General features: G+C 66.0%; 10 protein-coding genes and 1 riboswitch. Of the genes, 2 read left to right on the top strand and 8 right to left on the bottom strand.

The features are described from left to right. Window positions 1-10: 10 nt before the first annotated feature. The 4 genes from xth to ACFX4F_RS06775 form a co-directional block, all read right to left on the bottom strand. Window positions 11-778: an exodeoxyribonuclease III gene (gene xth / locus ACFX4F_RS06790; RefSeq protein WP_380653466.1), complete on the bottom strand. Its 768-nt coding sequence runs from the start codon at window positions 776-778 to the stop codon at window positions 11-13. 146 nt (window positions 779-924) lie between these two features. Next, window positions 925-2,331: a coniferyl aldehyde dehydrogenase gene (locus ACFX4F_RS06785; protein WP_380653463.1), complete on the bottom strand. Its 1,407-nt coding sequence runs from the start codon at window positions 2,329-2,331 to the stop codon at window positions 925-927. 270 nt (window positions 2,332-2,601) lie between these two features. Next, complete coding sequence (locus ACFX4F_RS06780) at window positions 2,602-4,257, bottom strand: MFS transporter (RefSeq protein WP_380653460.1); 1,656 nt, start codon at window positions 4,255-4,257, stop codon at window positions 2,602-2,604. 111 nt (window positions 4,258-4,368) lie between these two features. After that, window positions 4,369-5,790: a DcaP family trimeric outer membrane transporter gene (locus ACFX4F_RS06775; protein ID WP_380653457.1), complete on the bottom strand. Its 1,422-nt coding sequence runs from the start codon at window positions 5,788-5,790 to the stop codon at window positions 4,369-4,371. Between the two features lie 245 nt (window positions 5,791-6,035). On the opposite strand from ACFX4F_RS06775, the gene acs reads away from it, so the two are divergent. Continuing rightward, a complete protein-coding gene (acs, locus tag ACFX4F_RS06770) occupies window positions 6,036-7,979 on the top strand; it encodes an acetate--CoA ligase (protein WP_100554030.1) in 1,944 nt (647 codons plus the stop codon). A gap of 95 nt (window positions 7,980-8,074) precedes the next feature. Further along, window positions 8,075-8,740, top strand: coding sequence for a response regulator transcription factor (locus ACFX4F_RS06765; RefSeq protein WP_006477308.1), 666 nt, complete (start codon window positions 8,075-8,077; stop codon window positions 8,738-8,740). A gap of 102 nt (window positions 8,741-8,842) precedes the next feature. Here the strand turns inward: ACFX4F_RS06765 and ACFX4F_RS06760 are convergent, their stop codons facing one another. From ACFX4F_RS06760 to ACFX4F_RS06745, 4 genes are all read right to left on the bottom strand, one after another. Then, window positions 8,843-9,298, bottom strand: coding sequence for a transposase (locus ACFX4F_RS06760; RefSeq protein ID WP_380653452.1), 456 nt, complete (start codon window positions 9,296-9,298; stop codon window positions 8,843-8,845). Window positions 9,299-9,445: 147 nt separating this feature from the next. Continuing rightward, on the bottom strand, window positions 9,446-10,021 hold the full coding sequence (locus ACFX4F_RS06755; protein ID WP_380653449.1) for a manganese efflux pump MntP family protein: 576 nt from the start codon (window positions 10,019-10,021) through the stop codon (window positions 9,446-9,448). Window positions 10,022-10,109: 88 nt separating this feature from the next. Next, window positions 10,110-10,199: riboswitch (yybP-ykoY riboswitch) on the bottom strand. Between the two features lie 253 nt (window positions 10,200-10,452). Next, window positions 10,453-13,908, bottom strand: coding sequence for a NahK/ErcS family hybrid sensor histidine kinase/response regulator (locus ACFX4F_RS06750; RefSeq protein WP_380653446.1), 3,456 nt, complete (start codon window positions 13,906-13,908; stop codon window positions 10,453-10,455). Between the two features lie 162 nt (window positions 13,909-14,070). Further along, entirely contained in the window at window positions 14,071-16,218 is a 2,148-nt protein-coding gene (locus ACFX4F_RS06745) for a S46 family peptidase (protein WP_380653443.1), read from the bottom strand. Window positions 16,219-16,453: the final 235 nt, after the last annotated feature.

The raw sequence follows: 16,453 nt of genomic DNA, 5'->3' as shown, positions 1-16,453 counted from the left end.
CGCTACCGCTTCAACCCAATTCCACCCAGGCCGGTGCATGGTCGCTGGGGCGTTCCCAGGTGCGCGGCTCGCGGTCGATGCCCGAGGCCACCACACTGCCCTTCAATGCATCGGAGACCAGATTCAGGTCGATGCGCAGGCCGAGGTTGCGGCGGAAACCCGCTGCGCGGTAATCCCACCAGCTGAACGTGCCGGCCTCGTCGTTGTGCAGGCGGAAGCCATCGTGCAGGCCCAGCTGCACCAGCTTGGCCAGCGCGCCACGCTCGGCGGTGGAGGTCAGGATGTGGTTCTCGTTCCACACCTCCGGGTCATGCACGTCGCGCGCATCGGGGGCGATGTTGAAGTCGCCCATCACGATCAGCTTCGGATGCCGCTGCAGTTCTTCGGCGATCCACGCGTGCACCGCCTCCAGCCAGCGCAGCTTGTACTCGTACTTGTCGGTGCCGATGTCCTGGCCGTTGACCACGTACAGGTTGATCACCCGCAGGTCGCCGAAGGTGCCGGCGATGACCCGCTTCTGCTCGTCCTCGAAACCGGGGATGCCGACCTGCACGTCCTGCGCCGGCTCGCGCGACACCAGCGCCACACCGTTGTAGGTCTTCTGCCCGGCGAATACGCTGCGGTAACCGGCGGCGATCAGCGCCGAATCAGGGAACTTGTGGTCCTCCAGCTTGGTTTCCTGGATACCGACGATGTCCGGGCCGAAGTCCTTGAGCCACTGCTCCAGGTGCGGCAGGCGGACATTGAGCGAATTGACGTTCCACGAGGCGATCTTCATGCGGGCATTCTACCCGGGTGACCGGGATGGGGGTCGGCCCGGATTCCCGTGTAGAGCCGAGCCCATGCTCGGCTGCTTCTGCCTGGACCAGCCAAGAGCAGCCGAGCGTGGGCTCGGCTCTACGGGAATGCGTCACCGGAATGGCTTCACCGCAGCAGCAACCTCAACAGCCCGGCAATCTTCGAATACGGTGGCCGCAGCCGGTCACTGGCCGCCCAGCGCGACTGCCACAACACCGGCAGCAGCTTGCTCATGGCATCGAACCCAGCCTGCCCGTGGTACGCGCCCATGCCACTGGCGCCAACTCCGCCGAACGGCAAACCATCGGCGGCGAAGTGCAGCAGCGTGTCATTGACCGTCACCCCACCCGCCACCACCTGGCCGAGGATGCGCTCCACCGTGGCTGTGTCATGGCTGAAGGGATACAGCGCCAGCGGCCGGTCGCGGGACACGATGTTGGCCAGCGCCGCATCCAGGTCCGGATAGGCGCGCACCGGCAGGATCGGGCCGAAGATCTCCTCGCGCATCAGATCCAGATCGTCCGGCGGGTCCAGCACCACCGTCGGCACCAGCAGCCGCTCGCGATCAGCGCGCGCCTCATCCACCTGCGCCAACGGAATCACCGGCACACCGCGTTCGCGCGCCTGCGCCAGATAGCCCTGCAGCCGCCGGTACTGGCCTTCATTGATGATCCGCGTGTAGTCATCCGCATCGCTGAAATCGCCGTAACGCTCGCGCACCTGCTGCTGCAGCGCCTGCACGAATTCGCGCTGGCGCACGCTGTCGATCAGCACGTAATCCGGCGCGATGCAGGTTTGGCCCGCGTTGAACCACTTGCCGGTGGCCAGCCGCGCTGCAGCCTTGTCCAACGGAAAATCGCGGCAGACAATGGCAGGCGACTTGCCGCCCAGCTCCAGCGTGAGCGGCACCAGGTGTTCCGCCGCCGCCGCCATCACCTTGCGGCCGACCGCGGTGGAACCGGTGAACACGAGATGGTCCAGCGGCAGCGCGGACACCGCCGCAGCCACGTCCGCCCCACCCTGCACCACCGCCACGCGTTCGGGCGGGAACACGCTGGCCAGCAGATCGGCCAGGAACGCGCTGGTGCGCGGTGTGTGCTCGGAAGGCTTCAGCAGCACATGGTTGCCCGCGGCAATCGCAGTGGCCAGCGGCACCATCGCCAGCGTGACCGGATAGTTCCACGGCGATATCACCCCGACCACGCCCAGCGGCGTCGGCCGCAGCTGCGCGCGGGCTGGCCACAGCTTCCAGCCGGCAGACGCATGACGCGGCTTCGACCAGCGCCGCAGGTGGCGCCGCAGGTGGTCGATGGCCGACAGCACGCTCATGCCATCGGCCAGTTTCGATTCGACATGGGCGCGGTGGCCGAAGTCCTCGGCGATGGCCTGGGCCATTTCGTCCATGCGTTCCTTCAGCGCCGCGCGCAGGCGACGCAGATCGGCGTCGCGCTGGTCGAGCGAGGGACGCTGCGACTGCCAGGCACTGCGCAGGGTGTGCAGGATGGCGGGGAGGTCGGCGGCTGAGGTGCTCATTCCGCGACTATACGGTGTGCGCACGTGAGGCGGCGGTCTCGATGGGGTCAGATCCCTTTCGCGTGCGAAAGGGATCTGACCCCAGGCGCGAGAGGGCGTGTGGCTTCGGATGCTTGTCAACCGCGATGACGGCATTGAGCGCTGTCTGTTCGCGTCTGCGGAGTTTTGTGCCGCGCGTTGCGCGGTCGCCGAGCATGGCTCGGCGCTACAGGGAAACGAAAAGGCCGTGGTCTGCACCACGGCCTCTCCTTCATCCAATGAACATCATTCTTACTTGGTGATGTCCACGTTCTTCGTCTCGCGCAGGAACAGGCCGCCAATCACCACCGACATCAGCGCGATGATGATCGGGTACCACAGGCCGTAGTACAGGTTGCCGGTACCGGCCACCAGCGCGAACGAGATCGCCGGCAGGAAGCCACCGAACCAGCCGTTGCCGATGTGGTAGGGCAGCGACATCGAGGTGTAGCGGATGCGGGTCGGGAACAGTTCGACCAGGTAGGCGGCGATCGGGCCGTAGACCATGGTCACGTACAGCACCAGCAGCCACAGCATGAAGATCGTACCGGCGTAGTTGATGCGTGCACCGTCTGCCTTGGCCGGGTAGCCGGCGGTGGTCAGCGCGGTCTTCAGCTCGGCACCGAACGCATCGGCCTTGGCCTTGCCTTCTTCCTTGGTCAGGCCGGCGGCCTCATACGAGGTGACGCTGGCGCTGCCTACGTTGACCATCGCCAGCGAACCGGCCGCGGCCGGCTGCACGTCATACGGCACACCGGCCTTGGTCAGCGCTGCGGTAGCCACATCGCAGGAGCTGGTGAACTTGCGCAGGCCCACCGGATCGAACTGGAACGAGCAGGTGGTCGGGTCGGCCACGACCAGCGCCGGCGAACTGCTGCGGGCTTCTTCGATGGCCGGATTGGCGAAGTGGGTCAGGCCCTTGAAGATCGGGATGTAGGTGACGGCGGCCAGCAGGCAGCCGGCGAGGATGATCTTCTTGCGGCCGATTCGGTCGGACAGCCAGCCGAAGAAGATGAAGAACGGCACGCCCAGTGCAAGCGCGGCGGCGATCAGCAGGTAGGAGGTGGTGGCATCGACCTTCAGCATGCTGCTGAGGAAGAACAGCGCGTAGAACTGGCCGCCATACCAGACCACCGCCTGGCCTGCGGCAGCACCGAGCAGCACCAGCAGCATCAGCTTCAGGTTGCCGCCCTTCAGGCTGTCACGGAACGGCGTCTTGGAACCCTTGCCCTCCGACTTCATCTGCTGGAACAGCGGCGACTCGCTCAGCTGCAGGCGGATCCACACCGACACGCCCAGCAGCACGATCGAGACCAGGAACGGAATGCGCCAGCCCCAGGCTTCGAAGGCTTCGTTGCCGAGGAAATAGCGGCAGGCCAGGATGATCAGCAGCGACATGAACAGGCCGAGCGTGGCCGTGCACTGGATGAAGCTGGTGTACAGGCCACGCTTGTCGTCCGGTGCGTGTTCGGCCACATAGGTCGCCGCACCACCGTACTCGCCGCCCATCGCCAGGCCCTGGGCCAGGCGCAGGATGATCAGGATCACCGGCGCGGCGAAGCCGATCGATGCGTAGTTGGGCAGCACACCGACCAGGAAGGTCGAGATGCCCATGATCAGGATGGTGACCAGGAAGGTGTACTTGCGGCCGATGCGATCGCCGAGGCTGCCGAAGAAGGCCGCGCCGAACGGTCGCACGAAGAAGCCGGCCGCGAAGGCCAGCAGGGCGAAGATCATGCCCGTGGTTTCATTGACGCCACTGAAGAACTGCTTGGCGATGATCGCCGCAAGCGAGCCATACAGGAAGAAGTCGTACCACTCGAAAACGGTGCCCAGGCTCGACGCGAAGATGACCTTCTTGTGTCCCTGGGTAAGTTGGGCTTTCGCCGGTGCAGGTGTTGTGGACATGGGACGCTTTCCCTCTGTAGGTGCCGACCTTGGTCGGCACGCAGTCTAGGTAGATACCGACCATGGTCGGCACTCAATCTCGGCAGGTGCCGACCGTTGGTCGGCACTCGATCAGAAGCTGTATTTCGTAGTGAACTGCAGACGGGTGATGTCGCCCTTGTTGCCGTTCTCGACCTCGCGCTTGCCGTACATCAGCTCGGCACCGACATCGACCTTGGGCAGCGGCGAGTAGAAGATGTTGCCGCGGATGCTCTGCACGCTCTTGGTCACCAGCGGTCCAAGGATGCTGTCGTTGTCGTAGTCGCTGCGCGCGTAGATCAGGTTGGTGCGCAGCTTCGGCGAGAACGCATGGCGCCAACCGACGTAGCCGGCGATCACACCGGTCGGGTTGAGCTCGTCGCGGGCCACGTCATAGGCCGAATCAGCAGTGATGCCCAGGCCGATGTAGCGGGCGATGCCCTCGCCACCAGTGAACTGGTAGTGCAGCGAATCGCTGTCACCCATCACCCACTTGCCGCCCAGGGTCAGGCCACCGGCCACCTTGTCGGCCTTGGCACCGGTGGTCTGGTTGTCGACCTTCAGCTGACGGACGATACCGCCGACGCCGAAGGTGCCCCAGTCACCCTTCCAGCCATAGCGCAGGGTCAGGTCCGGCAGGCTGCCGCGATCGGAGTTGGCGCTGGCATTGGTCCAGGCGCCGGTGACCGGATTGCGCGTGCCGGTGAGGGTGGTAGTTTCCGGATTTTCCAGCGCGACGCTGAAGCCGCCCTTGGTGTAGCGAACCTGGGCCTGGCGCACGAAGATCACACCATCGGTCGGGCCGACGAAGTCGACCGCTTCCGGCAGCGATGCCGCATCCATGAAGTTCGACCAGGTCTGGCCGGCCATCCAGTTGTTCCAGTACATGTACGCATGGCGCAGGGTCACGCCATAGGTGTTGGTGGCGGTCTGGTTGCCCAGCGAATTGCCGAAGAAATCCATCTCGAAGAACGCGCCGGCCTTGTTGCCCGACTCGCTGACGTTGTCGATGCCCAGGTTGAAGCGCGAGAACTTGGCGTGGGCGTTGTAGTCCACGTCCGAGCGCTTGCCGCTGCCGCCGGCACCTTCCACCGGGGTCTGCCCGGGCAGGTACAGCGCGCGGCCGGTGGCATCGTCGGCCAGCTGGCCATCGCTGGTCTGGGTGGCCAGGAAATCGGCCTTGATGAAGCCGCCGATCTTGACCGTGGTACCCGGCGCCGCGCCGGGGGTGATGGTGGTGACCTGGATCGGCTGCTTGCCGGCAGGCACCGCCGGCTTCTGTTCGGCCTGCAGCGTGCGGACGTCGGTGACCGCCTGCTGGGTCTGCACGATCTGGGTCTGTTGCTGCTGTTGCGACGCCAGCAGCGCCTGCACCTGCCGCTCCAGTTCGGCGACGCGTGACTCCAGTGCCTTCTCTTTGGCGGTCTCGGCGAACGCCATGCCCGGTGCGACCAGGGCGACCAACAGGCAGGCCGCCAAAGGTGTGCGCACGGCTTTCAACGTACGGTGGCTCATGTTGCCCTCTCTCCCAAGTGGCAAGGTGATGCCGCGCGTGGGGCACGGTCGAGCCGAGACTGCGGGGCGTTTGCACGCACCGGCTATTGGCCATTGGTCGAACCCGGGCCTGCAGGGGCCCGACTTTCGACCAAGGTCTAACCGAAGTGGTGACGCGACCGGGGGTGGATGGGGCAAACTGAGGGGGAACGGCTGCTGCAATGCTGCGGCTGCACACACAAAGTCAACGTGCAAGTGAGGGTGCCATGGCTGATCTCTACCCCGTCGATCCGCAGTTCGCCGCCAAGGCGCGTATCGACAAGAATTCTTACGAACAGCAGTACCAGGCCTCGGTGTCCGATCCGGATGCGTTCTGGGGCAAGGCCGCCGAGCGGCTGGACTGGTCGCGCAAGCCGACCAGGATCAAGAACGTCAGCTACGACCTGGCCGACTTCCACATCAAGTGGTTCGAAGATGGCGAGCTCAACGCCAGCGTGAACTGCCTGGACCGCCAGCTGGAAAAGCGTGGCGACAAGACCGCCCTGCTGTTCGAGCCGGACAGCCCGGATGCGCCGGCCCAGCACGTGACCTATCGCGAGCTGTACGAGCGCACCTGCCGTCTCGGCAACGCGCTGCGCAACCTGGGCGTCAAGAAGGGCGACCGGGTCACCATCTACCTGCCGATGATCGTCGACGCTGCCGTGGCCATGCTGGCCTGCGCGCGCATCGGCGCGATCCACTCGGTGGTGTTCGGTGGCTTCGCACCGAACTCGATCGCCGACCGTGTCAGCGACTGCCAGAGCAAGCTGATCATCACCGCCGACGAAGGCCTGCGTGGTGGCCGGAAGATTCCGCTGAAGGCCAACGTCGATGCGGCGCTGAAGCTGCCCGGCACCAATACCGTGGAAACCGTGCTGGTGGTGCGCCATACCGGCGGCGCGGTGGACATGCAGGCCCCGCGCGACCGCTGGTTCCATGACGTGGTCGACAGCCAGCCGGCCAGCTGCGAGCCGGAACCGATGAACGCCGAGGATCCGCTGTTCATCCTCTACACCTCCGGTTCCACCGGCAAGCCGAAGGGTGTGCTGCACACCACCGCCGGTTACCTGCTGTACGCGGCCTACACCCATGAAGCGGTGTTCGACCTGCGCGAGGACGACATCTACTGGTGCACCGCCGACGTTGGCTGGGTCACCGGCCACAGCTACATCGTGTACGGCCCGCTGGCCAATGGCGCGACCTCGCTGATGTTCGAGGGCGTACCGAACTACCCCGATACCTCGCGCTTCTGGAACGTGATCGACAAGCACAAGGTGTCGATCTTCTACACCGCCCCCACCGCCATCCGCGCGTTGATGCGCGAAGGCGAGGAGCCGGTGAAGAAGACCTCGCGCGCGTCGCTGCGCCTGCTCGGCAGCGTCGGCGAACCGATCAATCCGGAAGCCTGGCGTTGGTATTACGAGGTGGTCGGCGACAGCCGCTGCCCGATCGTCGATACGTGGTGGCAGACCGAGACCGGCGGCATCCTGATCTCACCGCTGGCCGGTGCGATGGATCTGAAACCGGGTTCGGCCACCCTGCCCTTCTTCGGCGTGCAGCCGGCCCTGGTCAACGCCGATGGCGAGATCAAGGATGGCCCGACCGAAGGCAACCTGATCATCCGTGACTCCTGGCCGGGCCAGATGCGCACGGTGTACGGCGACCACCAGCGCTTCATCGATACCTATTTCCGCACCTACCCGGGCAGCTACTTCACCGGTGACGGCTGCCGTCGCGACGAAGACGGCTACTACTGGATCACCGGCCGCGTGGACGATGTGATCAACGTGTCTGGCCACCGCATCGGCACCGCCGAAGTGGAAAGCGCGCTGGTCTCGCATCCGAAGGTGGCCGAGGCCGCCGTGGTCGGCTTCCCGCACGACGTGAAGGGTCAGGGCATCTATGCCTACGTCACCCTGGTGGCCGAGGAAGCGCCCAGCGACGAGCTGCAGAAGGAACTGGTCGCCTGGGTGCGCAAGGAAATCGGCCCGATCGCTACGCCCGATCACCTGCAGTGGGCGCCGGGCCTGCCGAAGACCCGTTCGGGCAAGATCATGCGCCGCATCCTGCGCAAGATCGCCGAGAACGCGCCGGACCAGCTCGGTGACACCTCGACCCTGGCCGATCCGTCGGTCGTGGCCTCGCTGGTGGACGAACGCAAGGTTCGTTGATTCGCTACCCGGGGTCGGATCCCTTTCCGCAAGGAACGGGCTCTGACCCCAGGGGCTTCGGCCCCGAACAGTTCCCCCTACGGTTCCCCCCGACCATGACCACCCTCCTGATTGCCGATGACCATCCGTTGTTCCGCGAAGCCCTGCGGGGTGCCGTGCAGCGGGTCATTCCGGGCGTTCAACTGTTCGAGGCCGACAGCGTGGAAGCGTTGTATGCGCTGGCCGACCAGCACAACGACGCCGACCTGGTCCTGATGGATCTCAACATGCCCGGCGCACAGGGCTTCAACGCGCTGGTGCACATGCGCTCGCTGCATCCGCACCTGCCGGTGGTGGTGGTCTCCGCACGCGAAGAAGCCACGGTGATGCGTCGCGCACTCGACCACGGCGCACTGGGCTTCATTCCGAAGTCCGCTGATTCGGACACCATCGGCCATGCGCTCGGCACCATCCTCGATGGCGAGACCTGGGCGCCGCCGGAAGCACACAACGTGCCGCCGACCGGCAGCGAAGAACGCGAAGTCGGCCAGCGTCTGCGCGAGCTGACCCCGCAGCAGTTCCGCGTGCTGCAGATGCTCGGCGCAGGCCGCTTGAACAAGCAGATCGCCTACGACCTCAATGTTTCCGAGGCCACGATCAAGGCCCACGTCACCGCGATCCTGCGCAAGCTGGGCGTGACCAACCGCACCCAGGCCGTGCTGATGGCCGGCAAGCTGGCCATCGACGACGACGCCATCGTGCTGCCGCCGGAAGAAGACTGATAGTGACGAACTTCAGAGCCGAGCATGGGCTTGGCTCTACAGACGTCATGGGGCCCCTGTAGAGCCGAGCCCACGCTCGGCTGCTCTTCGTCAGATTCCAGATCACGCTTCAAGCGGCCATCGACTCCACGCATAGGGGTACTCCCCGATACGGGCAGCCAACCCGGCACGCACTGGATTCGCCGCAATGTACATCGCCTGCATTCGCAGGCATTCATCGCTACGGAGCGCGTGATCGTAGTATCCCGGCTGCCAGATGGGAGTATCGGCATCGACGTACCTGCCGATGGAGCGGCCGCTGCGCGACTTGAGAATCTGCATGCAGCCGGCGAGCGTTCCGCTCCGCAATTGGATCAACCAATGCAGATGATCCGGCATGATCACCCAGGCCAGGGAGCATGTCCGACCGGTCCGCTCCACTGTGCGTAGCGCTTCTATCAGCAGATCGACGTTGGCCTCATCGTCGAACCAGCGCCGACGCGCGTATGTCACGGCGGTGATCGCATAGACATTGCCGGTCTGCGACCAGCGACCAATACGAAGTGCGGGACTGGACATGCGGAAAGACTAGGCTGTGCCTGACCGCCTCTCCATCAGCGCAACGCCGCAAGGCGTGTCAGCCAATGCCCCAATGTAGAGCCGAGCCCATGCTCGGCTGCTTCAGACGTCAGCCGAGCATGGGCTCGGCTCTACAGCTATCCCTGCTTACGCGACGCCGTGCAGGTGTTCGTACAGGATCGTCGCACCGATGATCACCAGGATCACGCCACCGATGATTTCGGCGCGCTTGCCGACCATGCCGCCGAGCACGCGGCCCAGCATGATGCCGGCGGTGACCATGGTCAGCGTGCACAGGCCGATGACTGCGGCCATCACCCCGATATGCACGTCCATGAAGGCCAGGCCGATACCCACCGCCATCGCGTCGATGCTGGTGGCGAAACCGGTCAGTGCCAGCTTCCAGAAACCATGGTGCTGCGCCGGATCTTCATCGTCCTCGCCGTTATCCGGACGCAGGCCGTTGTAGATCATGTGGATGCCCAGCGCGCCGAGCAGGCCGAAGGCGATCCAGTGGTCGAACGCTTCCACGTACTGCAGCGCGGCACGGCCAAGCAGCCAACCGATGATGGGCGTGATCGCCTCGATGACGCCGAAGATGATGCCGGCGCGCAGCGCATCACGGAACACCGGCTTGCGCATGGCTGCGCCCTTGCCGATCGCTGCGGCGAAGGCATCGGTGGACATGGCAAAGCCGATCAGGAGGATCGAAAGGGGGGACATTGGTGGCTGCTGAGGTCGGGCAAGGACGGACGCACGGCCTGCGCTCGCGCCCAACCTGATGTTGCGCGCGCGGGCCGCTGGTCTCGCCAACCATCATGGTTGTCCACGCCACGGCGCACTGGCCGAGTATGTTGACGTGGACGATTCCTGCGTAGGAATCCGGCTACTCCCCAAGGGGACGCGAAGCTTAGCACCGCGATCCGCGCGTGGCGCATTTCCAGCGAAACGCGCAGGCAGGGCTGGTTTTTATAGCGAAGGCTATATATGAGCCGCGCTTCGCGCAGGAGCCGAGCATGGGCTCGGCTCTACAGGGAGTTCGAGCTACCAAGACCTTGTAGAGCCGAGCCGATGCTCGGCTGCTCTCCAGCCAGACGGCGGAACACCGCGCTTCGCGCAGGAGCCGAGCATGGGCTCGGCTCTACAGTTGCCCATCAGGCATCGTTGTTGCGGGTGTCCCGCAGCGCGCCCAGGAACGCGCGCAGCGAGGCAGGCTTGATCGGCTTGGTCAACAGGCGATAGCCACGCTCGCGTGCCATCCGCTTCAGCTCATCGCGGCCATCGGCGGTCAGCAGCGCACCGGGCAACGGATAGCCCGCTGCTTCGCGCAGCGCCACCAGCGCATCCAGGCCATCCATGCGGTCGTGCAGGTGGTAGTCCACCAGCATCACCTGCGGTCGCTCGGCGATCTTCTGCAGCGCCTGGTCCACCGTCGATGCGGTGATCACCTGCACCTGCCAACGCCCCAGCAGCGCGCGCATGCCATCGAGGATCTCCTCGTCGTTGTCCACGCACAGCACGCGCAGGCCCGCCAGCGAATCACTGCGGACCGGCGGCGCTGTCGCCGCCAGGTTGACCGCTTCGGTATAGCCCGGCAACGGCGCCACCCGTGGCAGGATGATCGAGAACATCGAGCCACTGCCAACCCGGCTGCGCGCGTTCAAGCGATGGTCGAGCAGGCGCGAGATGCGCTGGCAGATCGACAGGCCCAGGCCCAGACCCTGCTCGCCCCAGTCGAAAGGCTGCTGGTAGCGGTGGAACTCATCGAAGATCTGCCGCATGTGATGCTCGGGAATGCCGGGGCCGGTATCCCACACCTGCAGTTCCACTTCGTCGCCGCGCTGGCGCACCGCCAGCACGATGCGCCCCTGCCGCGTGTAGCGCAGCGCATTGGCAAGGAAGTTCTGCAGCACGCGACGCAGCAGGCGACGGTCGCTGCGCACCCAGGTGGTACGCGCGAACAGATCCAGGCGCAGCCCACGTCCGGCCGCAACCGGTGTGTACTGCGCGGCCAGCTCGCGCATCAGCGCACTGACGTCGAATTCGCCGATCACCGGATGCAGGCCGCCGGCATCCAGCCGCGACACGTCCAGCAGCCCATCCAGCAACTCCTCGGCCGCACGCAGCGACGCATCCACGCGCTCGGCCAGGTGCTTCTGCTCGTCGCTGACATGGTCGCTGTCGCGCAGCGCCGAAGCAAACAGTCGTGCCGCGTTCAACGGCTGCAGCACGTCATGGCTGATCGCGGCCAGGAAACGGGTCTTGGACTGCTGCGCAACTTCCGCAACATGCGAGCGCTCGGCCACGCGCTGTTCCAGCGTTTCGTTGGCTTCCAGCAGCGCGCGTTCGGCATGCTTGTAGTCGGTGATGTCGTTGTAGCTGGTGACGTAGCCGCCGCCGGGCAGTGCCTGGCCACGCATTTCGATCACCTTGCCATCGCTGCGGGTACGCTCGAACACATGCGGCGAACCGGCGCGCATATAGCCGATGCGACGGTTGATCTGCACTTCGATATCGCCCTCGCCCAGCTCACCACGCTCGGCGTTGTAGCGGATCAGGTCGGCCACCGGGCGCCCGACGTAGAGCATCCCATCGGGGTAACCGAACATGTCCTGGTAGCGCCGGTTCCAGGCGGTCAGGCGCATGTCCGGGTCGACAACGCTGACGCCGGCGCTGATGTTTTCCAGCGTGGTCGACAGGATCTCGCGATTGAAGCGCAGCTCCTGTCCTGCTTCGTCCAGCACCGCCACCACTTCGCCCAGGTCCATGCCCGAACCGCGCAGCAGGCTGGTCAGCAGCAGGCGCGCGGAGGCCGCACCGATCGACGCCGCCAGCAGGCGTTCGGTGAACTGCACCCATGGCCGGTCAGCCGGTGCCGAGGACTGCAGCTCGCGCCCCAGCGACTGCGCCTGTTCGAAGAACGAACGCCGCGCATGGCGTTCGCCGACCACGCGCGAGGCCAGTGCCAGCAGATCGCCGACGTGCACGTGGCCCGGCCAACCACCCGCCACGGAAGGCCGTTCGGCGTAGGGATCGAGGAAGGGCGCAGCGCGCAGGCGCTCATCCACGCCCGGACGCCAACGCGCCGATACCAGCATCATCGTCGCCGCGTTGACCAGCAGTGACCAGAACGTACCGTGGGTCAGCGGGTCCCAGCCGGTCATGCCGAACAGCTGCTGCGGGCGCAGCCAGGCGATGCCGAACGGTCCCTCCTGGACCCAGCCGGCATCCATCCAGCCGGCCATGGTCATCGCCGGCAGCAGCAGGGTGTACAGCCAGGTGGCGAAGCCGAGCAGCATGCCGGTCTCGACGCCACGACGGCTGGCGCCGCGCCAGTACAGGCCACCGATCAGGCCCGGCGCGAACTGCGCCACCGCGGCGAAGGCCATCAATCCATACGAGGCCAGCGTGCTGTCGTTGCTGCTGCTGCGGTAGTAGCTGTAGGCCATCAGTGCCAGCAGCAGGATCGCCAGGCGGCGGATCCACAGCACCCGCGAGGCGACGTCCGCCGCTTCCTGGTGATCGCCACTGCGACGCAGCAGCACCGGCATCACCAGGTCGTTGCTGACCATCGTCGCCAGCGCGATCGAGGACACGATGACCATGCCGGTGGCGGCAGAGAACCCGCCGATATAGGCGATCAGTGCAAGCGCGTTGCGGCCCTCGGCCAGCGGCAGGGCCAGCACCATCGAGTCGTCGGCCACGCCGCTTCCGGTACCGAACAGACTGATGCCGGCCGTGGCGATCGGCAGCACCATCGCCGAAATCAGCACCAGGTAGCCGCCGAACATCCAGCGCGCGCGGCGCACGTCGCGCACGTCGCCGCACTCCACCACCGCCACGTGGAACTGGCGCGGCAGGCAGATGATGGCCAGGAAGCTGAGCAGTGTCTGCGAGAGGAAGCCCACCGGTGGCAGCCCGGTGAACAGCGTATGCACCGACTCCACCACCGCCTCGTTGCGGTCGCTGAGCCAGACATAGGCGAACACGCCCACCGCCACCATCGCCACCAGCTTGATCACCGATTCCAGCGCGATCGCCAGCATCATGCCGTGGTGGTGTTCGGTGGCATCCACCTGGCGGGTGCCGAACAGGGTGGCGAACAGCGCCATCAGCAATGCCACGTACAGGGCTGGATCGCTGAAGAACCCGGTCGGGCCGGTGTTGCCGGTCAGTACCTGCAGGCTCATCGCCACCGCTTTGTACTGCAGGGCGAGGTAGGGAATGATGCCGATCAGCGCGATGATCGCCACCAGCGCCGCCAGCCGCCGCGAGCGACCGAAGCGAGAGGAAATGAAGTCGGCGATGGAGACCACGTTCTGGCTGCGCGCGATCAGCGCCAGGCGCTCGATGATGCGCCAGCCGAACAGCAGCAGCAGCAACGGACCGATGTAGATCGGCAGGTAGCCCACGCCGTTGCGCACGGCGGTGCCGACTGCGCCGTAGAAGGTCCACGACGAGCAGTACACCGCCAGGGCCAGGCTGTAGACGACCGGTCGCAGCCACGGCCGGTCCGGGTACATGGGCCGACGGTCACCCCACCACGCCACGCCGAACAGCAGCGCGGCATAGGCAACCGAGACCAGCAGCAGGATCCAGCTGGAGACCACGCGCGTGTTTCCGTCAGAGCAGGGGCCAGTAGATCACGACCGTTGGTGGTGATGGTAGGTCAGGCCGGTGGCCCGCAAAGGTGGGTCACGACCGTTGGTCGTGACGGAGGCGTCCGTGCCCACCAACGGTGGGCACCCACTGGCAGATGGTGGGTACCGGCCTTATTCCGCCGGAACGCCCATTTCCTTCAGCAGCTCGGGCGCCGGGTAGACCTTGGCCAGCAGCCAGCGCAGGTAGCGCATGTCCACGTGCACGGCGCGCTTGTAGCGCGGGTCGAACCACCAGCTGGCACTGACCGACTCCCAGTTGCTGTCGAAGTTCAGGCCGATCAGCTCGCCCTTGGCGTTGAGCACCGGCGAGCCGGAGTTGCCGCCGGTGGTGTCCAGATTGGTCAGGAAGTTGACCGTCTGGGTCTTCAGCGCAGGATCGGCAGTGCTGCCGAAGTCGCCCTTGGCAATCGCGGCCAGCAACGGCTTGGGCGCGTCGAACGGATAGGCGTTGGTGTTCTTCTCGACGATGCCGGCCACGGTGGTCACCGGTGAATAGGTCACGCCATCACGCGGGTGCAGCGCTTCCACCTTGCCGTAGCTGATGCGCAGCGTGCGGTTGGCATCCGGGTACACCGCACGGCCCTGCTTGGCACGCCAGGCGAACAATGCCTGCATGTAGGCCGGGCGCAGGCGCAGCTGTTCGCCTTCGCGGGTCTTGCTCTCGTTCTCGATGCGCAGCTGCGCGGCCACCAGCGGGCCGGCCACGACGATCAGCGGGTCGGCGGCCAGCGCCTTGCCTTCGCGGGCAGCAGCGAAACGGGACAGACGCTGCGCTTCGTCGCCCAGCTGGGTGCCGGCATACAGCGTGTCCAGCGCCTGCGCCAGCTGCGCCGGGGTACGGCCGAACGCCGTATCGAACTCGGCCACGCGCTGCGCGTCCGGCAGCTGCTGGTAGCGGGTCAGCAGGGTGGTCAGCAGCGCCTTCTCGACCTCGGGTGCATAGCGGCGCTGCACCTGCTTCAGCACGCCCTCGATCATCGCCTGATCGCGCTGCTGGTAGCCGGTCTCGCGCTGCGCATCCGGCTTGGCCGATTCGATGCGCAGGCGTTCCAGCAGCAGCGCCGAGCGCAGCAGCTGGCTCTGGCCGGCCATCTGCTCCAGCAGCAGGTCACGCTCGCCCACCGCCGCACCCTGCGACAGGTTGGTCAGCAATGCCTTGATGTCGCCCTGGTACCTGCGGTCGGTGGCGGCCAGCATCGCCTGCTCGTCGGCTGCACGCTGCGCCTTGGCGTCGCTGCGCAGCAGGCCTTCAAGCTCACCGGCGGCACGCTTGCGGTTGTTCTTCAGCGACTGCAGCTGCGAGGCGTAGCGGGTACGCGCCTGCGCATCCTTGGCACTGGCCGCCTCGATGGTATCGATCATCTGCTGGAACACCGATACCCGGCGCGGCAGCACGGTATCGATCTGGCCCGCGAATTCGGCGGCGGTACGATGGCGGTAGGTGATGCCCGGGTAACCGGCCAGCATCGCGTAATCGCCCTCCTTCGGGCCTTCCACCGACATCTGCAGGTGCGCCGGCGCCTGGTAGGGCACGTTGTCCTTGCTGTAGGCGGCCGGCTTGCCGTCCTTGCCCACGTAGGCACGCAGCAGGGTGAAGTCGCCGGTGTGGCGCGGCCACATGAAGTTGTCGATCTCATCGCCGTAGTTGCCGATCGCGCGCGGCGGCGCATAGACCAGGCGCACGTCGCTCAGTTCCAGCTGGGCGATGCGGTAGAAGTCGGTGCCGTAATACATGTTGGCCACCGAGCAGCGCACGCTGCCGTCCTTCTCGCACTCGGCCACGATCTGCTTGCTGGCCGCATCCACCGCGTCGAAGTACGCGCGGCCGGTCTTGCCCTTGGCCTGTGCCAGCACCTGGTCGGTCACCTTGTCGAAGCCGACGGTGACCAGCACGCGGAAGTCCGGATTGGCCGGACGCTCGTCGGCGCGGCCCTTGGCGATGAAGCCGTCGTTGATGAAGTTGTGCTCGGGCGAGCTGTTGTACTGGATCACGCCCATCGCCACGTGGTGGTTGGTCAGCAGCAGGCCATCGGCCGAGACGAACGAGCCGGTGCCACCACCGGCACGCACCACCGCGCTCAGCGGCGGCGCCGTCACGTTGGCCAGATCGGCCGGGTTGCCCTTGAAGCCGGCCGCCTGCAGCGGCTTGGCCAGCTCCGGCAGCTGGGTCGGCATCCACATGCCTTCATCGGCATGGGCGCCGGCGGCGAGGGTCAGGCCCAGGGCCAGGGCGGTGGGGAGGGCTTTGCGTGGCGACATGAGGCAATCCGGTACGACAGAACAGCCCGGGACCATAGCCGCTGGGGCCGGATGGGGCAACGGCCGATGGTTGGGGGCCTGACAGGTAGAGCCGAGCCCATGCTCGGCTTGGGCCCCTGACGGCAGCCGAGCATGGCTTGTATGTTCCTCCCGGCTCCTACGAGGTATGTAGGAGCCAGGGTGGAGGGACCGTCAACATGATATCTGCGGGTAGCAGCCGACAGACGAGCCGAGC

The sequence above is a fragment of the Stenotrophomonas sp. YIM B13575 genome (genome assembly GCF_042787595.1).
In the GTDB taxonomy this organism is placed as follows: Bacteria; Pseudomonadota; Gammaproteobacteria; order Xanthomonadales; family Xanthomonadaceae; genus Stenotrophomonas; species Stenotrophomonas lactitubi_B.
Note: the sequence above shows the minus strand (reverse complement) of the source record. Positions and strands in the feature narration are given on the sequence as shown.